Origin of the sequence: Streptococcus sp. 714 (assembly GCF_013277115.1) — a bacterium.
Lineage (GTDB): Bacteria > Bacillota > Bacilli > Lactobacillales > Streptococcaceae > Streptococcus.
Genome location: NZ_VMMH01000017.1, coordinates 113923 through 135894 on the forward strand (window position 1 = coordinate 113923; position 21972 = coordinate 135894).

General features: G+C 39.5%; 21 protein-coding genes, 1 other RNA gene and 1 pseudogene. 4 read left to right on the forward strand and 19 right to left on the reverse strand.

Annotated features, from left to right (window positions below; all coding sequences use genetic code 11):
- Positions 1–11: 11 nt before the first annotated feature.
- The 12 genes and pseudogenes from HT718_RS06765 to HT718_RS06820 form a co-directional block, all read right to left on the reverse strand.
- On the reverse strand, positions 12–1574 hold the full coding sequence (locus tag HT718_RS06765; RefSeq protein ID WP_173267960.1) for a 2-isopropylmalate synthase: 1563 nt from the start codon (positions 1572–1574) through the stop codon (positions 12–14).
- A 301-nt stretch (positions 1575–1875) separates the two neighbouring features.
- Positions 1876–2532, reverse strand: a complete 657-nt coding sequence (locus HT718_RS06770; RefSeq protein WP_173267961.1) for an MmcQ/YjbR family DNA-binding protein — start codon at positions 2530–2532, stop codon at positions 1876–1878.
- Between the two features lie 43 nt (positions 2533–2575).
- Positions 2576–3208 (reverse strand): copper homeostasis protein CutC, encoded by a 633-nt coding sequence (locus HT718_RS06775; RefSeq protein ID WP_173267962.1) that lies wholly within the window; start codon positions 3206–3208, stop codon positions 2576–2578.
- Between the two features lie 93 nt (positions 3209–3301).
- Positions 3302–3661, reverse strand: coding sequence for a YbaN family protein (locus HT718_RS06780; protein ID WP_173267963.1), 360 nt, complete (start codon positions 3659–3661; stop codon positions 3302–3304).
- A gap of 105 nt (positions 3662–3766) precedes the next feature.
- Positions 3767–5854 (reverse strand): type I DNA topoisomerase, encoded by a 2088-nt coding sequence (topA, locus tag HT718_RS06785; RefSeq protein WP_173267964.1) that lies wholly within the window; start codon positions 5852–5854, stop codon positions 3767–3769.
- 117 nt (positions 5855–5971) lie between these two features.
- Complete coding sequence (gene dprA / locus HT718_RS06790; protein ID WP_173267965.1) at positions 5972–6820, reverse strand: DNA-processing protein DprA; 849 nt, start codon at positions 6818–6820, stop codon at positions 5972–5974.
- 97 nt (positions 6821–6917) lie between these two features.
- On the reverse strand, positions 6918–7607 hold the full coding sequence (locus HT718_RS06795; protein WP_173267966.1) for a sugar phosphate nucleotidyltransferase: 690 nt from the start codon (positions 7605–7607) through the stop codon (positions 6918–6920).
- Between the two features lie 11 nt (positions 7608–7618).
- Positions 7619–8497 carry a DMT family transporter gene (locus HT718_RS06800; protein WP_125451316.1) on the reverse strand — a complete coding sequence of 293 codons (879 nt, stop codon included), beginning with the start codon at positions 8495–8497 and terminating at the stop codon, positions 7619–7621.
- A complete protein-coding gene (gene licA / locus HT718_RS06805; protein ID WP_173267967.1) occupies positions 8487–9356 on the reverse strand; it encodes a choline kinase LicA in 870 nt (289 codons plus the stop codon). The genes HT718_RS06800 and licA overlap by 11 nt, the downstream gene beginning before the upstream one ends.
- Positions 9357–9372: 16 nt before the next feature.
- Positions 9373–10395: a ribitol-5-phosphate dehydrogenase gene (locus HT718_RS06810; RefSeq protein WP_173267968.1), complete on the reverse strand. Its 1023-nt coding sequence runs from the start codon at positions 10393–10395 to the stop codon at positions 9373–9375.
- A gap of 4 nt (positions 10396–10399) precedes the next feature.
- On the reverse strand, positions 10400–11116 hold the full coding sequence (locus HT718_RS06815; protein WP_173267969.1) for a 2-C-methyl-D-erythritol 4-phosphate cytidylyltransferase: 717 nt from the start codon (positions 11114–11116) through the stop codon (positions 10400–10402).
- A 639-nt stretch (positions 11117–11755) separates the two neighbouring features.
- Positions 11756–13280: pseudogene (locus HT718_RS06820) on the reverse strand (IS1182 family transposase).
- On the opposite strand from HT718_RS06820, the gene HT718_RS09745 reads away from it, so the two are divergent.
- The gene (locus HT718_RS09745) at positions 13241–13369 is read left to right on the forward strand and encodes a hypothetical protein (RefSeq protein ID WP_275690395.1); all 129 of its coding nucleotides are present in this window, start codon (positions 13241–13243) and stop codon (positions 13367–13369) included. The pseudogene HT718_RS06820 and the gene HT718_RS09745 sit on opposite strands and share 40 nt — an antisense overlap.
- 201 nt (positions 13370–13570) lie before the next feature.
- On the opposite strand, the gene tnpA is transcribed toward HT718_RS09745, so the two are convergent.
- The 5 genes from tnpA to HT718_RS06845 form a co-directional block, all read right to left on the reverse strand.
- Positions 13571–14035 (reverse strand): IS200/IS605 family transposase, encoded by a 465-nt coding sequence (gene tnpA / locus HT718_RS06825; RefSeq protein WP_173267970.1) that lies wholly within the window; start codon positions 14033–14035, stop codon positions 13571–13573.
- Positions 14036–14231: 196 nt separating this feature from the next.
- Positions 14232–14579: a transfer-messenger RNA gene (gene ssrA, locus HT718_RS06830) on the reverse strand.
- A gap of 61 nt (positions 14580–14640) precedes the next feature.
- Complete coding sequence (locus HT718_RS06835; RefSeq protein ID WP_173267971.1) at positions 14641–15276, reverse strand: GDSL-type esterase/lipase family protein; 636 nt, start codon at positions 15274–15276, stop codon at positions 14641–14643.
- Position 15277: 1 nt separating this feature from the next.
- A complete protein-coding gene (locus HT718_RS06840) occupies positions 15278–16105 on the reverse strand; it encodes an HAD family hydrolase (protein ID WP_173267972.1) in 828 nt (275 codons plus the stop codon).
- A 21-nt stretch (positions 16106–16126) separates the two neighbouring features.
- On the reverse strand, positions 16127–17446 hold the full coding sequence (locus tag HT718_RS06845) for a CapA family protein (RefSeq protein WP_173267973.1): 1320 nt from the start codon (positions 17444–17446) through the stop codon (positions 16127–16129).
- A 174-nt stretch (positions 17447–17620) separates the two neighbouring features.
- Here HT718_RS06845 and def point away from each other — a divergent pair, with 174 nt between their 5' ends.
- On the forward strand, positions 17621–18232 hold the full coding sequence (def, locus tag HT718_RS06850; RefSeq protein WP_173267974.1) for a peptide deformylase: 612 nt from the start codon (positions 17621–17623) through the stop codon (positions 18230–18232).
- 44 nt (positions 18233–18276) lie between these two features.
- A complete protein-coding gene (rlmB, locus tag HT718_RS06855) occupies positions 18277–19005 on the forward strand; it encodes a 23S rRNA (guanosine(2251)-2'-O)-methyltransferase RlmB (protein WP_000855742.1) in 729 nt (242 codons plus the stop codon).
- A 578-nt stretch (positions 19006–19583) separates the two neighbouring features.
- Here the strand turns inward: rlmB and htpX are convergent.
- Both htpX and HT718_RS06865 read right to left on the reverse strand, forming a co-directional pair.
- A complete protein-coding gene (gene htpX, locus HT718_RS06860; RefSeq protein ID WP_173267975.1) occupies positions 19584–20483 on the reverse strand; it encodes a zinc metalloprotease HtpX in 900 nt (299 codons plus the stop codon).
- 1 nt (position 20484) lies between these two features.
- Positions 20485–21045, reverse strand: coding sequence for a LemA family protein (locus HT718_RS06865; RefSeq protein ID WP_173267976.1), 561 nt, complete (start codon positions 21043–21045; stop codon positions 20485–20487).
- 93 nt (positions 21046–21138) lie between these two features.
- Here HT718_RS06865 and rsmG point away from each other — a divergent pair, with 93 nt between their 5' ends.
- Complete coding sequence (gene rsmG, locus HT718_RS06870) at positions 21139–21852, forward strand: 16S rRNA (guanine(527)-N(7))-methyltransferase RsmG (protein WP_173267977.1); 714 nt, start codon at positions 21139–21141, stop codon at positions 21850–21852.
- The last annotated feature ends 120 nt before the right edge of the window (positions 21853–21972 follow it).

Below are 21972 nucleotides of genomic sequence, written 5' to 3' on the forward strand. Positions count from 1 at the left end.
AGCATTCTCCTCTACACACTAGGCATATCGCGGTAAGAAACGTTGCGTCCCATCTCACCAGCATTCTCTTTTTGAACAAAGGTATTAGCATTGATGTAGGCAATAGCCGAAGCCTTCAGCACATCGAAATCAAGACCAGCTGCGTTAAAGATGGTTTCTGTATCTCTGTTTTCAACAGTTACCAAGACCCGAGCCTGGGCATCAATTCCATCTGTCACCGCATCAATGGTATAGGACACCAAGCGGACGGATTGGTTAAAGAACTTATCGATAGCGTTAAAGATTGCTTCAACGGAACCTTGCCCTGTCGCATTAAATTCGACTTTCTCACCATCCATATTAGCTAGGCTAACAAGCGCTTCAATATCATTGTCTGCATGAGTTTGAAGTTGTAAATCATCAAAATGGAAGCCTTCTGGGTTTTCAACCATAGTTCCAGCGACCAGCGCACGAATATCTGCATCTGTAATTTCTTGTTTCTTATCTGCCAGTGCCTTGAACTTAGCAAAGAGTGGCTTGATATCCTCTTCTGTATAGTCTAAGGCCAATTCTCTTAGTTTTTCAACAAAGGCATGGCGACCTGACAATTTTCCAAGTGGAAGGCTATTACTCTTAACTCCAACCAATTCAGGTGTGATAATCTCATAAGTAAGAGGATTTTTAAGGACTCCGTCTTGGTGAATACCAGATTCGTGAGAAAAGGCATTGCCACCAACGACGGCCTTGTTTTTAGGAACTGGAATACCAGAGAAGCGAGAAACCATTTCAGAAGTATTGATGGTTTCATTTAGGACAATACTGGTTGCTACTTGGTAGTAATCCTGGCGAATATTGAGGGCAACTGCAATTTCTTCCAAAGCAGCATTTCCTGCTCGCTCCCCAATACCGTTGATAGTTCCTTCGACACGTCCTGCTCCGTTCTTGACAGCAGCAAGGCTATTGGCAACTGCCATTCCAAGGTCATCATGACAGTGAGGCGAATAGATAATCTGACGGTCAGTTTTAACATTGTCAATCAGATACTTGAATATATTCCCATATTCCTCTGGTGTGGTAAAACCAACCGTGTCAGGAATATTGATATAGGTTGCACCTGCGTCTACCGCTGTTTGAACGACTTGTAAGAGGAAATCCAACTCTGTTCTAGTTGCATCTTCAGGAGAGAATTCGACCACTTCAAACTTAGAACGAGCATAAGAAACATGCTCCTTAATAGCTTCCAATATTTCCTCTTTGCTTTTATTCAACTTAAATTCACGATGGATAGGACTAGTAGCGATAAAAACATGGATTTGTGGATACTTAGCATCCTTAAGTGCTTCATAACAAGCATCAATATCTGATTTAACAGAGCGAGCTAAACCAGTCACCGCTGTTTTCTTCAAGACCTTAGCAATCTCCTGCACTGCCGTAAATGAGTCTGGGCTAGCCGCTGGAAAACCGGCTTCAATTGCCGAAATTCCCCATTTTTCCAATTGTCTTGCAATGGCAATCTTTTCCTTGATCGAAAAATTAACACCTGGTGTCTGCTCACCATCTCGAAGGCTAGTATCTAGAAATTCAACTGTTCTCATAAGATTTCCCCTTTTCTAAATTCGGTTTTAAAAAACATCCCGCTCGGAGTTCCAAGCGAGATGTTGATTTACTCCCGCTTGGTAAGCCAAACAGGACTAATGCTTTTGCACTAGCCCGAGTACCTCAACAACAAAGCAAATTGATTAAACTTAGCTGTTTTCATGTTTGACTTTCTCCTTCGTTTGATATCTTGTTTAGTATTTTAGCATAGGAAAAAACACATGTCAAGAAAAAATCCAATATTTTCTGAAAATTTCTTCAGTAAAGAATATTTTGCTAATTGAAAGTTCTTGAAATGTTTCATTTTTTAATAGTTAAATTCCAACTTCTTTCTATCAATTCCAGTACTTCTTCATCTGATAAAGTATCATCAAGCGCCACACTAATCCAGTAGCGTTTATTCATATGAAAAGCTGGATAAATGCCCTTTTTTAAAAGCAAATCAGCTACTTGATCATGTTTGAGATTGACTGCTTCCATTAGTCCTTCTCTCCCCTTTTCAAGCTTATCCCAAGAGATTCTCATCAAAACAGCATACCACTTTTGATTGTCCTCATGGCGCAAAACAGCTGTATCAGGGGATTTCTCCCATAGATATTCCAATTGATTTCCATACTTTTCTTGAACAACTGCCATGATTCTCTTGGTCTGAGGACAGATATAATCCTGCACATCAAAACAGGCCTTCCGAATCTGGTAAAGAATCTCCAAACAAGACTCACGGACACTTCCTACAAAACTTCCTCTCATACTTTCCATATGGACTTGAGGATATAGGTCGCCCGTTTCCTGATCAAAGACCTGAAAATTCACATTATCAGTAGTGATGGAGACTGTCATGAAAAAGTCACCCTGCAAAATCTGGCAACTATAAGTCCAGACTTCCCCATTTTCTACAAAACCATAGGCACGAGCCTTTTCTTGATTAAACTGATAAGATTTAAAAATTTCAAACATAAGCGAAAACTGCTACCAAAAGCTAGCAGTTCCTTTCTATTTTTTAAAAGACAACCTTGGTTCCATGCAATTGTGTCACACCCAGCTGATCGATAAAGGTTTGACGGTTGTCAAGGTCAATCCCCCCACCTGGTAGAATTTCAATTTTTCCTTTAGCATATTCCAAAATTCTGTGATAATGGGCGAAACGTTTCTCTAAAGAGTCACTAGACACACCTGCACGAGTCAGGATACGGGTGACACCAGCTTGACTGAGCCAGTCAATAGCTTCCAACTGGTCTTCGTCACTCAATTCATCAAAGGCCATGTGGAAGACAATTTCCATTCCTTTTGATGCAGCAATCAGCTTCTCCAGATTAGCTTTATCCAACTTCTTATCAGCAGTTAAAACCCCAAATACAACTCCTTGACTTCCAGCCTGAGCAGTCAAACGAATGTCTTCTAGCATGATAGCTATTTCAAGATCATTATAGACAAAATCGCCACCACGTGGACGAATCATAGTCATAATAGTAGTATCGTAGTTAACTGCCAGTTCAACCGCTGCCTTGGTCACTCCATAGCTGGGTGTTGTTCCACCAACTGCTAGATTATCACAGAGTTCGATTCGGCGAGCTCCAGCCTCCATCGCTTTTTCAAGCAAGGTCACATTTTCAGCACAAAATTCGTAAATCATTTGATTCTCCTTGAGTATTACTTTGAATTTATTATATCATATTATTGTGAATATGCTTTCAATTTTATCAAGGGAAATAGTTACAAATTTTACTTATTCTTTGTCTGGAATGACCTTAAAGAGATAATAGGTGATAAAGATGGTCAAACCTCCCAGACCGATTTTGACCGGCAAAAGAGGCGCAAAGTAAATGGAAATTCCCATCAAGATGTAGATAGATACGATGATTTTTTTCTTTCGTTCACGCGCAATAGTCTTAGTCTCGCGAAAATCAGCTACATATGCTTGATAGAGCTTGGTATGGTAAAGCCAATCTTCGAAGCGCTTGGAACTTCTGGAGAAACAAGCAATAGACAACAAAAGGAAAGGCGTTGTCGGCAACAAGGGCAAAACAACCCCAACAATAGCCAAGGCCAGTGATAAAAAACCAATAATTAGATAGATAAGACGCATAACTTCTCCTAATTAAATTAATCTTCTTCTAGTTTCGCATACAATGGTGAATTTTGTCAAGCACTAATCAAAAAGAGCCTGAAATTCACTTTCAGGACTCTCCACTTATTTAATCTTTTCTTCCTCGTAGTCACCCTTGCTACAAACAACCTGCTTGCCACCACCACGGACTTTTTTCTCCATGAGGAAGTTGCCACATTTTGGACAGTCACGACCAACAGGCTTGTCCCAAGAAGTAAATTCACAGTCTGGATAGCGGTTGCAACCATAGAAGAGGCGGTTACGTTTTGTTTTACGCTCAATGATTTGTCCCTGATGACAACTTGGACACTCAACACCAATCTCTTTCACGATTGCTTGGGTATGGCGGCAATCTGGGAAATTGCTACAAGCGTAGAACTTACCAAAACGACCAAGTTTAATAACCATTGGACTACTACACACTTCACAGTCAAATCCAGCTGGTTCATCCTTGATTTGGATTTTTTCCATTTCCTCTTCAGCCTTGGACACTTCTTTGGAGAATGGTTTGTAAAAGGCATCAATAACACGTTGCCACTGCTCTTTTCCAACTTCGACATCATCCAGTTTGCCTTCCATTTCAGCTGTAAAGGTCACGTTTACGATATCTGGGAAATATTCAACAATGAGCTTGTTAACAATTTCTCCCAACTCTGTCGGTTCAAAGCGTTTGGCTGCAAGGCGAACATAGTAACGTTTCTGAATGGTTTCAATAGTTGGTGCGTAGGTTGATGGACGTCCAACCCCATTTTCCTCCAAGGTCTTGATCAAGGTCGCTTCAGAATAGCGAGCAGGCGGTTGTGTGAAATGTTGCTCTGGTTTGCTATTGACCTGCTTGATCACATCTCCAACAGCCATATCCGGTAACATCTTATTCTTGTCAGAATCATTATAAATGGCAAGATAACCATCAAACTTAACCTGACTACCATTGGCAGCAAATTGAACCCCATTTTGAGACAATTTAACAGCCATAGTATCAAAGACAGCAGCTGTCATCTGACTAGCGACAAAACGATTCCAGATAAGAGTATAAAGCTTGAGCTGATCCTTGTCCAGATACTTAGCAATACTTTCCGGTGTATTAAAGACACTTGACGGACGAATAGCCTCATGGGCATCCTGAGCACCTGATGCATTTTTGACCTTGCTACCATGCTTAGAATACTTGCTACCAAAACGGTCAGTGATGAAACTTGCTGCTTCATTTTGCGCTACAGGACTGATACGAGTCGAATCAGTACGCATATAGGTAATCAAACCTTGGACACCAGAACCAATATTAATCCCTTCATAGAGCTGTTGGGCGACCATCATGGTCTTTCGAGTACGGAAGTTAATTTTATTAGCAGCATCCATCTGCATGGATGAAGTGGTATAAGGTAAAGGAGCATTACGTTTGCGCTCTTTCTTATCTACCTGATCCACTGAAAAGTCTTTACTAGTCAGACGTGACAAGACTTCCTTGACCTCATCATTGCTAGTTAGTTTCAGCTTTTTGCCATCTACTCCATAGAAGGAAGCCTGAAATTGCTTGGTTCCCTTTTTAAAAACACCATCAATTGTCCAGTATTCTTCTGGCTGAAAGGCATTGATTTCATTCTCACGATCAATGATTAACTTAAGCGCAATAGACTGAACACGACCTGCTGACAAGCCCTTCTTGACCTTCTTCCACAAAATAGGCGAAATCGAATAGCCTACCAAGCGGTCCAAGACACGACGTGCCTGTTGGGCATCGACCAAGTCCATATCAATCTTACGAGGTTCTTTAAAAGCATTTTTGACCGCTTCCTTGGTGATTTCATTAAAGACCACACGGTTGGCATCATTTTCATCCAAGTTGAGAATATGGGCCAAATGCCAAGAAATGGCTTCTCCTTCACGGTCCGGGTCACTCGCCAGAAAGACTTTATTAGCTTTTTTGGCTTCTTTTTTCAAGTCATTGATGAGAGGACCTTTTCCTCGAATATTGATATATTGCGGTTCATAATTATTTTCAATATCGACGGACATACTGGATTTCTTCAAATCACGGATATGCCCGACACTGGCTAAAACCTTGTAGTTTCTGCCTAAATATTTTTCAATCGTTTTGGCCTTAGCAGGCGACTCCACGATTACTAGATTTTTTTTAACTGTTGATTTTTTCTTTTTTGTTGCCGTAGCCACAGTATCACACCTTTTCAAAGTAATAAACTTTATAAAGTGTAAACCATTTTGCCATAACTGTCAAGACTTAGCTCCTATATATAGAAGAAAAGTTGGTTTAAAAAGAGAAATTTTGTTTTAAAATTCAAATTCTGCAAGAACATCTTGCCCACTGGTGACCAATTTTGCTCCTTCTTGAATCAAATGATGGCAACCGTCTGATAGTCCATCTAAAATGCTACCAGGAATAGCAAAGACATCGCGCCCTTCTTCCATTGCTCGCTCACAGGTAATGAGACTACCTGAGCGCATCTTAGCCTCTGCTACAATCACGCCACGACAAAGTCCAGCAATGATACGATTACGGGCAGGAAAATGAAATTTCAGAGGTTGTTCACCAGGTCCGTATTCACTTAAAACCAGATGGTCATTGCCGATGTAATCTTGCAAGCGTTTATTGGCTTTAGGATAAAACACATCAAGTCCTGTCCCAATCACTGCAATGGTTTTTCCACCATTCTGAAGAGCAGCCATATGAGCTGCTGTGTCAATCCCCTTGGCTAATCCACTGACGATAACCAGTTCATTTTCCAAGCCTTGAATGATTTTTTCAACTGACTTTGCTCCCTGTTTGCTACAAGCACGACTGCCCACAACCGCTACCTTTGGAAATTTCAAGAGATTGAGATTTCCCTTGTAAAATAAAAGCACAGGTGCATCATAAATTTCACTCAAATCCCAAGGGTAACAGTCGTCTAAAATAGAGAAAGATGGAAATTTTTGAAACTCCTTCTCCAAATGCGCATCGTCTATCTGAAAATAACGTTCCATAAAAACAGCTGGATTTCGGCAACCTGATATATCTGCAATATCACCCAACAAAAACTCCTGATCAACATTTTCACCGTATTCTAGGACTTTCAAAATCTGTTGATTGGTCAAACCTGATTTTTTTAACTTATAGATTTCATAGTTTGTGATTTTCATAAATAACTCCATTTCTTTATCTACTCATCTATCTATTCGTAAAAGTTCGTAAAAAATCAAAAAAACATCCGACTATTTTAGCCAGATGTTCTAATCTTTAATTTTCGTTTTTAAGAATTTCTTCTAATTTATGATAATCTTGGACACTATCAATTTCATAGATGCTATTGCCTTCTAATTCTTCAACATAGACATCCAACTCTTTGATATTATCCTTAACCATATTGTCCCAATAGAGATCAACAAATTCACCACTTGCATAAGCCTTGTCGATAAAGCTGACAATCTTTTCTGCAGTTGGAGCATCCCAGAAGGATACACCACTAAGGATACGCCCTGCCTTGCTATCAACAGTAATATCTTGAACCTTGTAGTCATCTCCATATACCAAGAACCATTCATTGGTACAATCTTCACGATAAACACTAAAATAAGTCGAACGAGTCAAATCATTGCGGAACATATTTTTAAAGAGATAATTATCGGCATCAATAACATAGCTGTTGGCCAATTCTTCTTTTACAAGATAGAGAGAGTAAAAGTTATTGTATTCAGCGTATTTATCATTAAAAACGAGGCGAACACCGTATTTTTCTTTTAAGTAATCAAATTGTTCTTTAAGATAACCAACGATGATGATGATGTCATTGATTCCTTTTTCTTTTAGAAACTCAATTTGGTATTCAATCAAGGGTTTTTGATTAACCTGAACCAAGGCTTTAGGGGTATTTTCAGTCATAGGACGCAAGCGAGTTCCCAATCCCGCTGCTAAGATAATGGCTTTCACACGAATCTCCTTTATTCTTTAATAATAATATAAACTCCAGCAATGACAACAAGTGACGTAATAATTGTCAGCATATCTAGCGGTGCTCCCAAGAAAACAACTGCAAACAAGACAGTCCATACGACATAGCTCACATTCAAGCCTGTAGCTTTCGCTGGTTGCAAGCGATTGATAGCGATATAATAAGCCAAGTAGGAAATCATATCAAAGGCGGCAAAAACAATCATAAGACCTAGCAATTGTCCATTGGCCACTTCTGCAAATGACTGATGAGAGAAGAGCACAATCACAAGATAAGATAAGAATGAAGTCACTTGACGGATTAAGAGGGCTTCGATTTCACTCAATTCACTTTCCATGGCAAAAGAGCTAAGAACACTCTCACTTCCCCATGCAATAGCACAAACCAAAGCACAGAGAATGCCAATGTAGAAGGAATTAACCTGTTCAACCTTATAGGTCTGAGCAATAATCCCTCCAATAATCAAGACAATCCCAAACACAGTATTTTTCGAAATCTTGTGCTTCAAAAAGAAGAAAGCCAATAAAACAGAAATTGCAGGGTAGATAGCCGATACAGATGACGCTAAGGAACTTCCGATATACTTAACCGCATAAAGGTTAGCCTGCATACCGATAGGACCTGCTAGCAAGGCTCCGATGATAACACTAACATTGCGAATATTTAAGAAAATTGAGAGACGAACTTTTCCTTCTTTTACTAAAAGAAAAGCTAGTAAGATAAAGATACTCAAGAAATCATGAGCAGCGGCCACCACAAAGGGCGACAATTCTGTAAAAATTGAAAAGATGTAAGCACTAACCGTTAGACCTAAGCCCCAGAAAACACCTGAGAGTAGACCAAAGGAAACTCCATTTTTATTTTTCATCTGAACCTCCATAATAAGCCAAACCTTTAACAGCTCTTTGGTAACGATTCACACCATAGTCACCAAAATCTGCACCTTGCTCTTCTTTATAGACTGTCCATAGACTCCAAATAGTATCTTGTAAAATTTTATAAATGGAAATCTTTTCACGAGAGACAGGTGTTTGCTCACTCTCATAGTGAGACAAGAAGGCTTCTTCCTCTTGACGAGTGAATTCAGATTCTAAAAAGAGAGCAGCCAAATCCCACATTGGATCGTTCATTGATGAATATTCCCAGTCAATCAGATAAAGTCGTCCTTGAGGTGATTCGATAAAGTTTTCAGGCACCAAATCAATATGACAAGATTTTCTGTCAACACCTAAGTCAGCCAGTCTTTTCTCTAAGGAGAAGACTTCTTCTCGAACCGCTTCATAGTTAGCATAAGGGATTTTTTCCTCAATCAAAGATTCGTATTTTTTGATTTCTTCAAAAGGAGCAAATTCTCCTCTTAATTCCTTACCAGAAGCATGAATCGTTTGTAATATTGGAGCAATTTTATCAAATTTGGTCTTGATTGACCTTGAATCAAGCGTAATCGCAGATTCGATATACTCATTAACTTTGATACCAGCTTCAATATCAAAAAGATAATTTTTTACATCTAAGTCTAAATCCTTTAGTAGTTCAAGATTGTACTTTTCATCTTGACGATTGATCAGCTTTTCTGTCCCTTTACCAAAGAACTTAACGATGTATTGCTTATTTGTTGTTTTAGCCAAATAGTTTTGATTGGTCATTCCCCCCAGTTGTTCAACACTGAGGACTTCCTCTTCTTCACTAAGTAAGGAAGAAATTTTTTCTTTAATGATTTTCTCCACAATTAACCTCCAGCACTTATACTTCCCACTTAAACACGGTTTTAAAGGCTGTGTTTAAATCGGTTGCAAAGACACGGTGAATATCTTTAATTTCTCTTACAGGTTCTTCTAGATAAAGGATATTTTTAAGACGATTGGCAAATTTCTTGACTTCCATCATTTGGATGGCATTTTCAAAAGCAATGCGACCAGAACGAGAGGACCCAACCAAGAGCAAGCCTTTTTCTAAGGCATCGCGTGTATTGATGTTGACTTTATACTCGCTAACTCCCATCATGAGAATCGTTCCCTGAGGACGAATGTAGCGAATCAAATCATTAATAGCTGGTCCAGTACCATCACCACCACAACACTCAAAAGCATGATCAAAGGTCAAATCCTCAGGAATATTATCAGTAATATAACATTCTTTAGCAAAAGAGAAGAGTTCCAATTTTTCCCAGTGACGACCAATAACCACAATCTCTGCTTCTGGCAAAGTATAATTGATAATATTGGCAACTACAAAAGCTAAACTTCCATCTACGATAACGGCGATTCGGTCACGCTTGCTATGAGCAAGGGTCAATAAGCGATTCATGGCATGCATGCCAACACTAACAAACTCAGTAATGGCTGCAACCGTGTCTTCAATAGCATCATAAGCCACCACACGGTCTTTAGGGAGAGAAACAAACTCTCTCATAAAGCCATCAAATCCACTAGACAAGAAATGGGTCCCTGTCATGTAGTTCTCATAGAATTCTTCATCGCTCTGCATAGGAGGCTGATTGGGAATCATGACAACTTTTTTACCAACCTCATAGGTTCCTGTCGGATCAGAAATAACGGTTCCACATGACTCGTGAATCATTGCCATTGGAAGTTTTTTATTCAAAATCTTGGGATCACGTTTTCCTTGGTAGTAACGCTGATCCGCATGACAGACCGCCATATAATTAGGGCGGATGAGGATATGATTCTCTTGGTCAATAGCCTCTTCCTGGTATTTGACATTGATAAACTTAGGCTTAGTTAGTTGATAAATTTGATTAATCATTTTACTAGTCTTTCTCAATCATACTTTTTGCAATCTTCAAATCTGTCACTGTTGTGATTTTTAGATTTGAGTATTCCCCCTTAGCCAAGGCCACATCTTTTCCTTTGATCACAAAGATTTTACATGCATCTGTCAAGATTTCCTTCTCTTCAGCAGAGAGAGAACCGTAAAGATCCATGAAGTCCTTGCAACGGAATGTTTGAGGTGTTTGCCCTTGATAAAGGTGAGCACGATTTGGAATATCTGTAATAAATTGACCATTGGTACTTTCAACTATAGTATCAACCGCTTCTACCACTGTGTCCACTGCGTCATGATCTTGACAAAGTTTGATATTGTCCTGAATCATGCGAAGCGTAATAAATGGACGAACAGAATCGTGGGTAACAACGATGTCCTCTGGAGTAAGTGAACGATAAGCATCAATGGCTTCAATGGCTTCAATGATTTTCTCAATACTTGTATTGCGGTCAGCACCACCCTTTGTAATGATGATACGTTCCTTATGAAGAGGAAGATATTTATCTACAAGATCTTCTGCATGAGAAACCCAGTCTCCATGAACCCCAACTACAATTTTTTCAATGCTTGGTTCCAAGACAAATTTTTCAATTGTATGAATCAAAATAGGTCTATCACCTAACTCTAAAAATTGTTTTGGCAAGTTACTGATTCCCATGCGTGTGCCAGTTCCACCGGCAAGAATTCCTGCATAAATCATCTATTTTCTCCTTTGTCTTACTAAAAAAACTTATTCTCTCTATTATACCACAATCTAGTCCTATCATGAAAGAAATACCGGACCTCCCGTTCTAGAATAGGAGGGTTAAACAGTTCTATTATTCAAAGAAACTAGCCCATTTCTAGTAATGACCAGGAATTCTGTAGTCATTACTAATAAATAGCTGTGAAATTTTAGAGTTCTTCAGAATAATATACTTTCCTTAAAGAAAACTTAAAATTAAGCTTTGAAACTTCAAAGTGATTACTTGACTGCATTGACTTTTTGAAGTAATAATGATATTATCGTTATACAGAAACAAGGTTTCCCCTTGGCTCACATAATTAGGTTTACAGAAAAAAATCAGCGATTCTCGATTGTTGACTTTTTCTTTTCCAATTAAGAATAAATAGTTGCTTGACAGAAATTAAAAAAAGAAATACACTAAGAATGTAAAAAAGCCTTATTCGTCAAGGATAGACTTGTCTAGCGTCTGGATAAAAACTCGCTTCAAAATCATGACCACCCGTCAAACGGGTGGTTTGAACCAGGGCTATAAGCCCAAATTACCAGAGCCTGAGACAAAATAGTTCTCGACTACAAAAAAGCTAGAGATTTCCAATTGTGGAACTCTAGCTTTTAATTTTGAGTCGTTCTCTTATTGTATTTTAGGAGGTTATTGGCCATAAGTACCAATCCCATGTCAATTCTCACTTGACGCTTCCCTCTCAGATTACATCTCTTGTAACCCAAACAAGCCTTTATCTGCCCAAAGACAGGTTCCACATCAATCTTGTGTTGAGCGAAAATCTGTCTACCTTGGGGAGATAAAAGAGCCTGGCATTCTTTAGTTTTTAAGTGCTGATAGCGTTTATTAATATACAGTCCCTTTTGAGGGGATGATTCAGGTTCATCAGCGTAGTAAACCTTGATTTCCTGTTGAAAGTCCGTCTGTGTTTTCTGATGTTTGATATGGTGAAAACGATACACCAGCCATCAGGATGTGTGTAGCTATCCTCCTTATCATCATAGTGCCAATTCGCTAAGTTTCTAGCTGACTGTTTATACCCTCTTCTCTGTTCCTTATCAAACATGGCATATTTAATCAGATGCTTCACTTCCTTTTCATCTAAATGAAGAAGGTTCTCTTCACTTCCATATCCAGCATCTGCGACAACTGTCTTCAATTCATGTGGATAGGTTTCAAGGAATGGCAGAAGAGTCTTGGTGTCTGTTGGATTTGAGAATACATCATAGTGAAGAACAAATTGGTTTTCAGTAGCGATTTGAAGATTATATGCAGCCTTGAGTTGGTCATTTTTCATATGGTCTTCTTTCATGCGCATAAAAGTGGCATCTGTATCGGTTTTGGAAAAACTGTTGCGACCTTCAAAAGTTTCTTGATACTTCTCATATTTTTCAGCACGTACTGAAAAATCATCCTTGACTTTACGCAAGACTTTCTTGAGTTTACGACGTTGGGTTTTACGCTCATCCTTCCCTTTAACGGGTGTCTCCTCAATGTCCTGGTTCAGTTTTGCCAATTCTTCTTCAAGGACTTGAGCGAATGCAAGCAACTGCTCTGAAGAAATTGGTTCTTCTTCATCCAGCTTAATAGCCTGATGGATAAGGGGGATGATTTCTTCTTGAAAATAGACCTGTATCTGTTCTTGAAGTTTGGAGGAAAACTTATCCGTTGCTTTCTTCCACACGAAACTATACTTGTTGGCATTAGATTCAATCTTAGTCCCGTCAATAAACAGACAATCTAAGGTCACTAACTCTTCCATTTTTAAACGAAGATTGAGGTCAATGAAAAGATTACGAATGAGTTCTTCCATCCCTTCAGCGACACGAAACCGATTGATTGTGCGGTAGCTGACAAGCAACTGTCCTGTTAGGTACTGCATAGCCAGATTTTCAATCATCATTTTTTCAATTTTTCGACCAGAGAAAATCCCTTGTGAATAGGCAAATAGAAGAGTAGATAAAGCATTTTAGGGTGATAAGACGGACGACCAAAGGCGTGATAGAAGGTATGGAAGTGACTATCTTACAAGGTATTTACCACTTTTTCAATAGTAAAGACGAGATGATCTTGTGGCAAGAAGGAACGGATTTCTAGTGGTAAAGTTATTTGATTTGTGTTATAGTGAATATGCATGGGATAGCCTTTCTAAATGGTTTATTAAGCAATTCTATTTTACCAAGACTATCGCAACCATGCAAAAAGAGGCTGGGACAAAAGTCTAACATTAAATATAAAAAGCGAACAAAACGAGTTATCTGACACTCAGAATTCTGTCTTGTTCGCTTTTTTTTTCTAATCTATCGATTTTAAAAATTTATAATAAAGAATTCTTAAAATCAAAATCTTTTTGTCCCAGCCTCTTTCACGTTGTTCAAACCTCATTGCTCTTGACTCGTCACTTGCTTCTTAAAGAGGCTTTAGTATTACTTGCCACTATCCCTAAAGGGATCCTCATATTCTTTTACACTCAATTTATCTAGTGCTATATCATGCTTTTCCTGCTCTTGAATATATTTCTTAATTGTGGCTTCATTAAGCCCTACTGTACTCACATAATAACCTTCCGCCCAGAAATGCCGATTCCCAAACTTATACTTGAGGTTGGCGTGTTTATCAAACATCATGAGTGCACTTTTACCTTTTAAATACCCCATGAAACTTGAAATACTTATCCTCGGTGGAATACTTACCAACATATGTACATGATCAGGCATTAAATGACCTTCGATAATCTCAACACCTTTATAACTGCACAAACGATGAAATATTTCTCCCAAACTACTTCGATATTGATTATAGATGACTTTTCGTCTATACTTAGGGGTGAACACAATGTGATATTTACACATCCACTTTGTGTGTGATAAACTATGTGCCTTTTGTGCCATATTTTTCTCCTTTCGCTTTACAATTGGCTTGAACACCTTTATTGTATCGCGTTTGGAGTTTTTTGGTATAACCTTCGACGCGCACCCGCATAGCGGGTGGTTTATTTGTCTCGCACCTAGCGGAGCGAGACGGACTGAAAGTCACATAATAAAAAAACGTTGATTTAACAACGTTTTACCAAGGAATGCAAAGGAATAATGGAGCCGGTGGGAGTCGAACCCACGTCCAAACACCTGCCAACATATTTGTCTACAACCATAGGTTATGTATTAGTTTAACAGTCCCTCGACACATAACTCAAACCTAGAAACTGCGAGTCTATCAATCTCTTATCAAGTCGCTAGACAAGACTTGATCGTATCTCGCTAATAATAAGACCTGTCATTGAACACGAGCAATCCAAATCGGGTCACGCCTGCTGGTTTTTAGGCAGCTAGAGCGTAAGAAGTGTTATTTTTTGCAGTTATATTTAACTGAGCGTTTACGTCGCCACACGAGTCGCAAAATATGCCTCATAATGCCTGTCGAATCCGTAACGACCCCAAAAGACAATAAAACCATTATACCTTATCTAACTCAAAAATGCAAAAAGGAAATCAACTAACTAAAAAAGATAGTTTTTCAAGGATTTGGTCAAAACCTGGTAACCGGCAACACTGAGATGCAGTCCATCAGTTGTGTAGTCTTTTTTGAGTTGACCTGCTTGGTCTGTCAAACAATCAAATACTGGCACAAATTCCACCTGCATATAGGCAGAAGCAAGCTCTTGATAGGCTTGATTCCACTCCTGTATCTTTTCATTCGCGCGGATATAGACCGTCTGCTTATACTCCTCTCCCTCATTGACTGGCAAAATGGAAAGCAATTTTATCTCTGTTAATAGGTAATCGCGAGCAATGGATTGTATGATAGCTTCGAGATTATTGAGAGCCTCATTCACAGGAACATCCTTTCCGATATCGTTCGTCCCAATCAGAAGGACAATTTTATCTACTGCTCCACCATATAGATGAGCATCAAGGTTCTCTAGCAACAGCCCTGTCTGATAACCTCGAATGCCTCGATTGACAATCGTCTTTGCAGTTCCAAACAACTCCTGCAGAGGGTAGTATTCGACAATGGAATCCCCAATAAAGAGAATATCTGGTTCTACAACAGAAACCTGATTTAAGTGACGATATTTGGTTTGGATTTTTTCTTGTTCCTTTAGGAGCCAATTTTCTAATAACTGTACTGCCACTTCATTCTCCTTTTTCTAACCAGTTTTCCAAGACTTGGTAAACTCCTCCTTGGCTGTTGGCTGGCGCTAGAGCAGTCGCCACAGCTTTGACCTTGTCATCAGCATTTTCCATCGCATAGGCAATTCCAGCTATTTCAAGCATTTCAACATCATTTTCACTGTCACCAAAAGCCATGATTTGTTGGGGGTTCAAGTCCCAGCGCTTGAGTAATTCTTCCAAGCCCCATGCTTTATGAATTCCAGCTTGAAGGATATCAATGCACCCATAGCCACTCGATACAGCCCGAACACGACCATCAAAGAGGTCATTGATTTCTTCCAAAACCGAACTCAAACGTTCCTCACCAACAACCATACTCATCTTGAGAACCCCACCAAAGAGGTCAGAGGTTAACTCATCCACAAAATGCATCCGTTGGTAGAATTTTTCAATCATTTCTGGAGTCATAAAACTTTCAAGATCTGTAAAAATCGTACCTTTCTTGACGAAACCACCCTTCATCCCCGTTACAACAAACTGGTCCTGACACGCTCGACCATTGAAATGAACCAAAGCCTTATCGACAATGGCATCATCCCAAGTCTGAGCCTGAATCAGTTCATTATTTTCAAAAATACGAGCACCATTGGCAACAACCAGAACCACTCGATTGACCAAGTGCTCCAGTAGTTGCCTCATGCGGTGAATTTCATTGCCCGTCGCGATGACAAAACGAATACCGCTTTGATCCAACTGATCTAAAATCTTTTCCAATCGTGGGAGATCAAGCTGGCCTCTAGCATCCAGCAAGGTCCCATCCATATCTGTCGCAATTACTTTAATCATCATTTTCTTTCCTCTGGATTCAAGCTAGTCCCACTTCAATCCCACATGTTCGTTCATTTCTTTATAGGCTGTATCAATTCGTTCCTTAGTCGCTTCATCTAACTGGTCACGATGACTACCACCCTCGATAAAATCTTCTAAGATATAGGTTTGATAATGATATAAAGGATAGCCTTCTGGTGAAAAGGTTCCCTTTGGTGTTCGATTAACCCAAGTAGGATGAGCTTTAGCTGTTCCGATAATTGTTTTTCCATCCTTCTTCTTAATAGTCACGTCCATAAGAACACCACGTTCAGTCCACTTAGCATTTTCCACACCTTCCATGGTCTCAATTCGTTGATTTGAAATGAAGTTCCCCATTGAATAGATAATGAGTTTCTTATCCCCATCTTTTTCAACAATTTCAGACGGTTCAACTACGTGTGGATGCCCTCCAAAGATAATATCTGCTCCCCAATCAATCATCTTATGGTACAAAGCTTTTTGCTCTTCAGTCGGTTCTATTCGATACTCAACACCCATTTGCGGCATGATAATGGTGATATCTGCTTCCTTTTCCGCTCGTTCAATTTCAGATTTCATCTTATTCTCATCTAAGTCTGAAAGATAGTGATTATAATCCTCTTGAGAAATATTTTGCTCAATTCCATTAAATCCATAAGAATAAGCCAAAAGCGCAACCTTGATACCATTCACTTCCTTAATAACCAGCGGAGCCTGATCACGTGGCTCATGCGTATAAACTCCAATTGGTGTTATTCCTGCTTTTTCAATAGCATTTGCCGTTGAAATAACCCCCTCAATTTGCGAATCCAAAATATGATTATGAGCCAAATCTAGCACATGATAACCTGCATCCTTAATGGCATCCATAACTTCAGCAGGAGCATTAAAGAGAGGATAACCTGCTAAATAATGATCCTTATTAATGGTTCCTTCAAAGTCACCGATAGCTAAGTCGGCTTGCTTAAGCCAAGGTGTCACATACTCAAAATTCTCATGAAAATCATACGTTCCATCATCCTTTTTTGCTGAAAAGTAAAGAATATCATGATAAAGCAAATCACCATGAGCCATAATTCTAGCAGTTTTTTCCTCTTCCTGCTCCTGAGACTTTTTCTTAGTTCCTTCTTGAGAAGTAGTATCTCGTTTTTGACTGGTCATAGGCATGCCTTGGAAGCTTTCAAACAACAAGACCAAGCCCATTGATAAAGCAACTGCTAGCAAGAGTACCGCCACAAATCCCTTGTTGCTCCACTTACGATAACGTCTAAAAAAGTTGACTAAACCTTTCACAAAACGAAAAACTGGTCCACGTTTATGTCTCTCTTGTCTTCTTTGCATCTTTATTCTCCCTACTTTCTTATGCAAGCCTTTTCTTTTTATTATATCACAGATAAGCAATTCTTTCACAATTGAATTGAACTTCCTATCTATTTTCTGTAAATCCTAAAGGCTGTAATACTTTCAATCCTTGTCATTTTGTGATATCATGTAGAGGTAATGAAAGGAGAGAAAATGTCTGCTATAGAACGTATTACAAAAGCTGCTCACTTAATTGATATGAACGATATTATCCGCGAAGGGAACCCGACTCTACGCGCGGTTGCTGAGGAAGTTACTTTCCCTCTATCTGACCAGGAAATCATTCTCGGTGAAAAGATGATGCAATTCCTCAAACATTCCCAAGATCCTGTCATGGCTGAAAAGATGGGGCTACGAGGTGGGGTTGGACTTGCTGCTCCCCAATTGGATATCTCAAAACGCATTATCGCTGTTTTAGTGCCAAATATTGTTGAAGAAGGAAAAACTCCAGAGGAAGCCTACGATTTGCAAGCTATTATGTACAATCCAAAAATCGTCTCTCACTCGGTTCAAGACGCTGCTCTTGGCGAAGGAGAAGGGTGCCTGTCTGTTGATCGCAATGTGCCTGGCTATGTTGTTCGCCATGCTCGCGTTACTGTTGACTACTTTGACAAAGATGGAGAAAAACACCGCATCAAACTAAAAGGCTATAACTCCATCGTTGTTCAGCATGAAATTGACCACATTAACGGAATCATGTTTTACGATCGTATCAATGAAAAAGACCCATTTGCAGTTAAAGATGGTTTACTGATTCTGGAATAAAGAAAATCCCGTTGCAAGACGGGGTTTTGTGTTATAATAGATGCATGAAAACAAATGATATTGTCTATGGCGTCCACGCCGTTACCGAAGCCCTCCTTGCAAACACAGGAAACAAACTTTACCTCCAAGAAGATCTCCGAGGTAAGAATGTTGAGAAAGTCAAAGAACTGGCTACAGAAAAAAAGGTATCCATTTCTTGGACTTCAAAAAAATCCCTCTCTGAAATGACTGAAGGTGCTGTCCACCAAGGTTTTGTTCTACGAGTGTCCGAATTTGCCTATAGCGAGCTGGATCACATCCTTGCCAAAACACGCCAAGAAGAGAATCCACTACTATTGATTCTGGATGGTCTAACTGATCCCCATAATCTGGGCTCAATTTTGCGAACAGCTGATGCGACCAATGTTTCAGGTGTCATCATTCCCAAACACCGTGCTGTCGGAGTTACTCCTGTCGTTGCTAAAACGGCCACAGGTGCTATTGAACACGTTCCGATTGCCCGAGTGACCAATCTGAGCCAAACTCTGGACAAACTCAAGGATGAAGGTTTCTGGACCTTTGGAACGGATATGAACGGTACTCCTTGCCACAAGTGGAATACAAAAGGGAAAATCGCCCTCATCATCGGAAATGAAGGGAAAGGCATCTCTAGCAATATTAAAAAACAGGTCGATGAAATGATTACCATACCTATGAATGGACATGTTCAAAGCCTCAATGCCAGTGTTGCTGCAGCCATTCTTATGTATGAAGTTTTCCGAAATCGCCTATAAAAGAGGCTGGACAAAAACTAACTTCTAACTAAAAGCACACAGTGATTTCAGCTTTGCTCACAATCAAGCTGAAATCACTGTGCGTTTTTTGAATAGCTAATTTGTAGATTGAATTCATGAACAATTTTGTAAAATACATGCTCATGAAAATGAGTTCTATCTCTAATACGCTGGCCTACTTGTCTCTAACACACACTCTGAGCTCACCAAAAATATTCTCTAATTTGCGAAAAACGAGATCAGTTGCCATCTTACATTTTGCATAGATTCTAGATTCTTCTTTGATATATCATGTGTTCTGAACGAAGTTTCCTAAAGAAATTCTAAGTTGTATCGTAGCAAACTGATTTTTGAGTTCCTTATATAAGAAAATGAGCATCTCCAACTACGAGAATGCTCATTTTTTAGGATTGTATAGTCACATTTTTATACTCAATGAAAATCAAAGAGCAAACTAGGAAACTAGCCGCAGGCTGCTCAAAACACTGTTTTGAGGTTGTGGATAGAACTGACGAAGTCAGTTACATATATACGGCAAGGCGAAGCTGACGCAGTTTGAATTTGATTTTCGAAGAGTATTACATATGTTTCAAACGTTCAATCCGTTCTGAGATAGGTGGGTGGGTATAAAAGAGTTTTTGGAACCCTCCACCTTTCTTGGGATCATTGATATAAAGTGCACTACTGGCATCATCGACATGGTGATGCATCGGCTCGCTATTATCCAGCTTACGTAGGGCATTAATCATTCCTTGAGGATTGCGTGTCAACTCGACACTGGAAGCATCAGCTAGGAATTCCCTCTGACGAGAAATAGCTAGTTGCACCAAGGTTGCAGCAAGAGGTGCCAGCACAATAGCTAGTAGAGAAAACACAAGCATAATGATTTCTAAGCCATTTCCATCTCGGTCATCGTCACTTCGTCTGCGACCTGCTCCACCCCACCACATCATACGACCTGCCATACTAGAAAGCATGGTAATAGCACTAGCAAGGGCAACGGCAATAGTCGAAATACGAATATCGTAATTACGAATGTGACTAACCTCATGTCCCATAACAGCTTCTAGTTCTTCACGATTCATGATAGCTAGGAGACCTGAAGTCGCAGCAACCGCTGCGTTTTGAGGGTTAGAACCTGTCGCAAAGGCATTTAAGGCTGGATCATCAATGATGAAAACACGGGGCATAGGAATCTGAGCCACCATAGCCATATCTTCCACTACATGGTAGAGATCTGGTGCCATTTGCTCATCAACTTCACGCGCCCCGTTCATGGACATGACAATCTCTGTCGATTGAAAAATCATGGACAAGGCATAGATAAAGCCAATAATCAGTGCGATAATCAAACCACCAAGCCCAGATCGCATAAAGAGGTAACCAACCGCATAGCCAACCAGAGCTAAGAGTAGGAAAAATACCAGCAACAAAATCCAGGTTTTTCGTTTATTGCTTGCAATTTGATCAAACAACATCTTAGTCACCTAAACCGCTAAAATCAACTTTAGGAACTGCCTTTTCTTCTTCTGGTGTTTGAAGGAAATCTGCTGCTTTAAATCCAAACATTCCAGCGATAATATTGCTTGGGAAAGTTTCTAATTTTACATTGTAATTGCTAACAACACTGTTGTAAAGTTGACGAGAGTAAGAAATTTTATTTTCTGTATTGGTCAACTCCTCTTGCAATTTAACAAAGTTGGCACTAGCTTTCAAATCTGGATAGCTTTCTGCAACTGCAAAAATACCTGAAACCTGACGAGTGAGGGCATCACTAGCTTTCATAGCTTCTGCTGGTGACGTTGCTGCCGCCACTTGGTTACGTAGTTCTGCCACCTTTTCAAGGGTAGAACCTTCATATTTAGCGTAACCTTTTACAGTCTCAATCAAGTTTGGCAAGAGATCATTTCGACGTTTCAACTGAACATCAATCTGGCTCCAAGCCTCCTTTGTTTGCATACGATTTTTAACCAAACCGTTATAGCTAACAATCACAAAAATAACAACAAGAGCTAACACTCCTAGAATAATCCAAATCATGATATAAGTCCTTTCTTCTTTTAGATTAGTACCAGTATATCAAATTTTTAATGATTGTGGTAAAATAAGATGATACTAAAGAAGGAAAACACTATGAAACCAGAAACATTTTACAACTTGCTTGCCGAGCAAAATCTTCCACTTTCGGACCAGCAAAAAAAACAATTTGAACGTTATTTTGAGCTCTTGGTCGAGTGGAATGAAAAGATTAATTTGACGGCTATTACAGACAAAGATGAAGTTTATCTCAAACACTTTTACGATTCGATTGCACCTATTCTGCAAGGCTTGATTCCCAATGAAAATATCAAATTGCTTGATATTGGAGCCGGGGCAGGATTTCCTAGTCTACCAATGAAAATCCTCTATCCTCAGTTAGATGTGACCATCATTGATTCTCTCAACAAGCGCATCAACTTCCTCCAACTGTTGGCTCAAGAACTGGATTTGGACGGTGTCCACTTCTACCATGGACGTGCAGAAGACTTTGCCCAAGACAAGAACTTCCGTGCTCAGTATGATTTTGTAACGGCTCGTGCGGTTGCCCGTATGCAAGTCCTATCTGAATTGACAATTCCTTACCTTAAAGTTAGTGGCAAACTATTAGCACTCAAGGCCAGCAATGCGCCTGAGGAGTTACTTGAAGCTAAGAATGCTCTCAACCTCCTTTTTAGTAAAGTCGAAGACAATCTTAGCTACGCCCTACCAAATGGAGATCCGCGTTATATCACAGTGGTAGAAAAGAAAAAAGAAACGCCCAACAAATATCCAAGAAAGGCTGGCATGCCAAATAAACGCCCGCTTTAAATTTTTTAGTAAAAAAATATTTACAAAGTTTGTAATTTCTGCTATACTATCACAAGCAAAGGTTTTTAATGTCATCCCGTGAGGTGACGAAGACGCAGAAATATTTGAAACTCTTTAAAG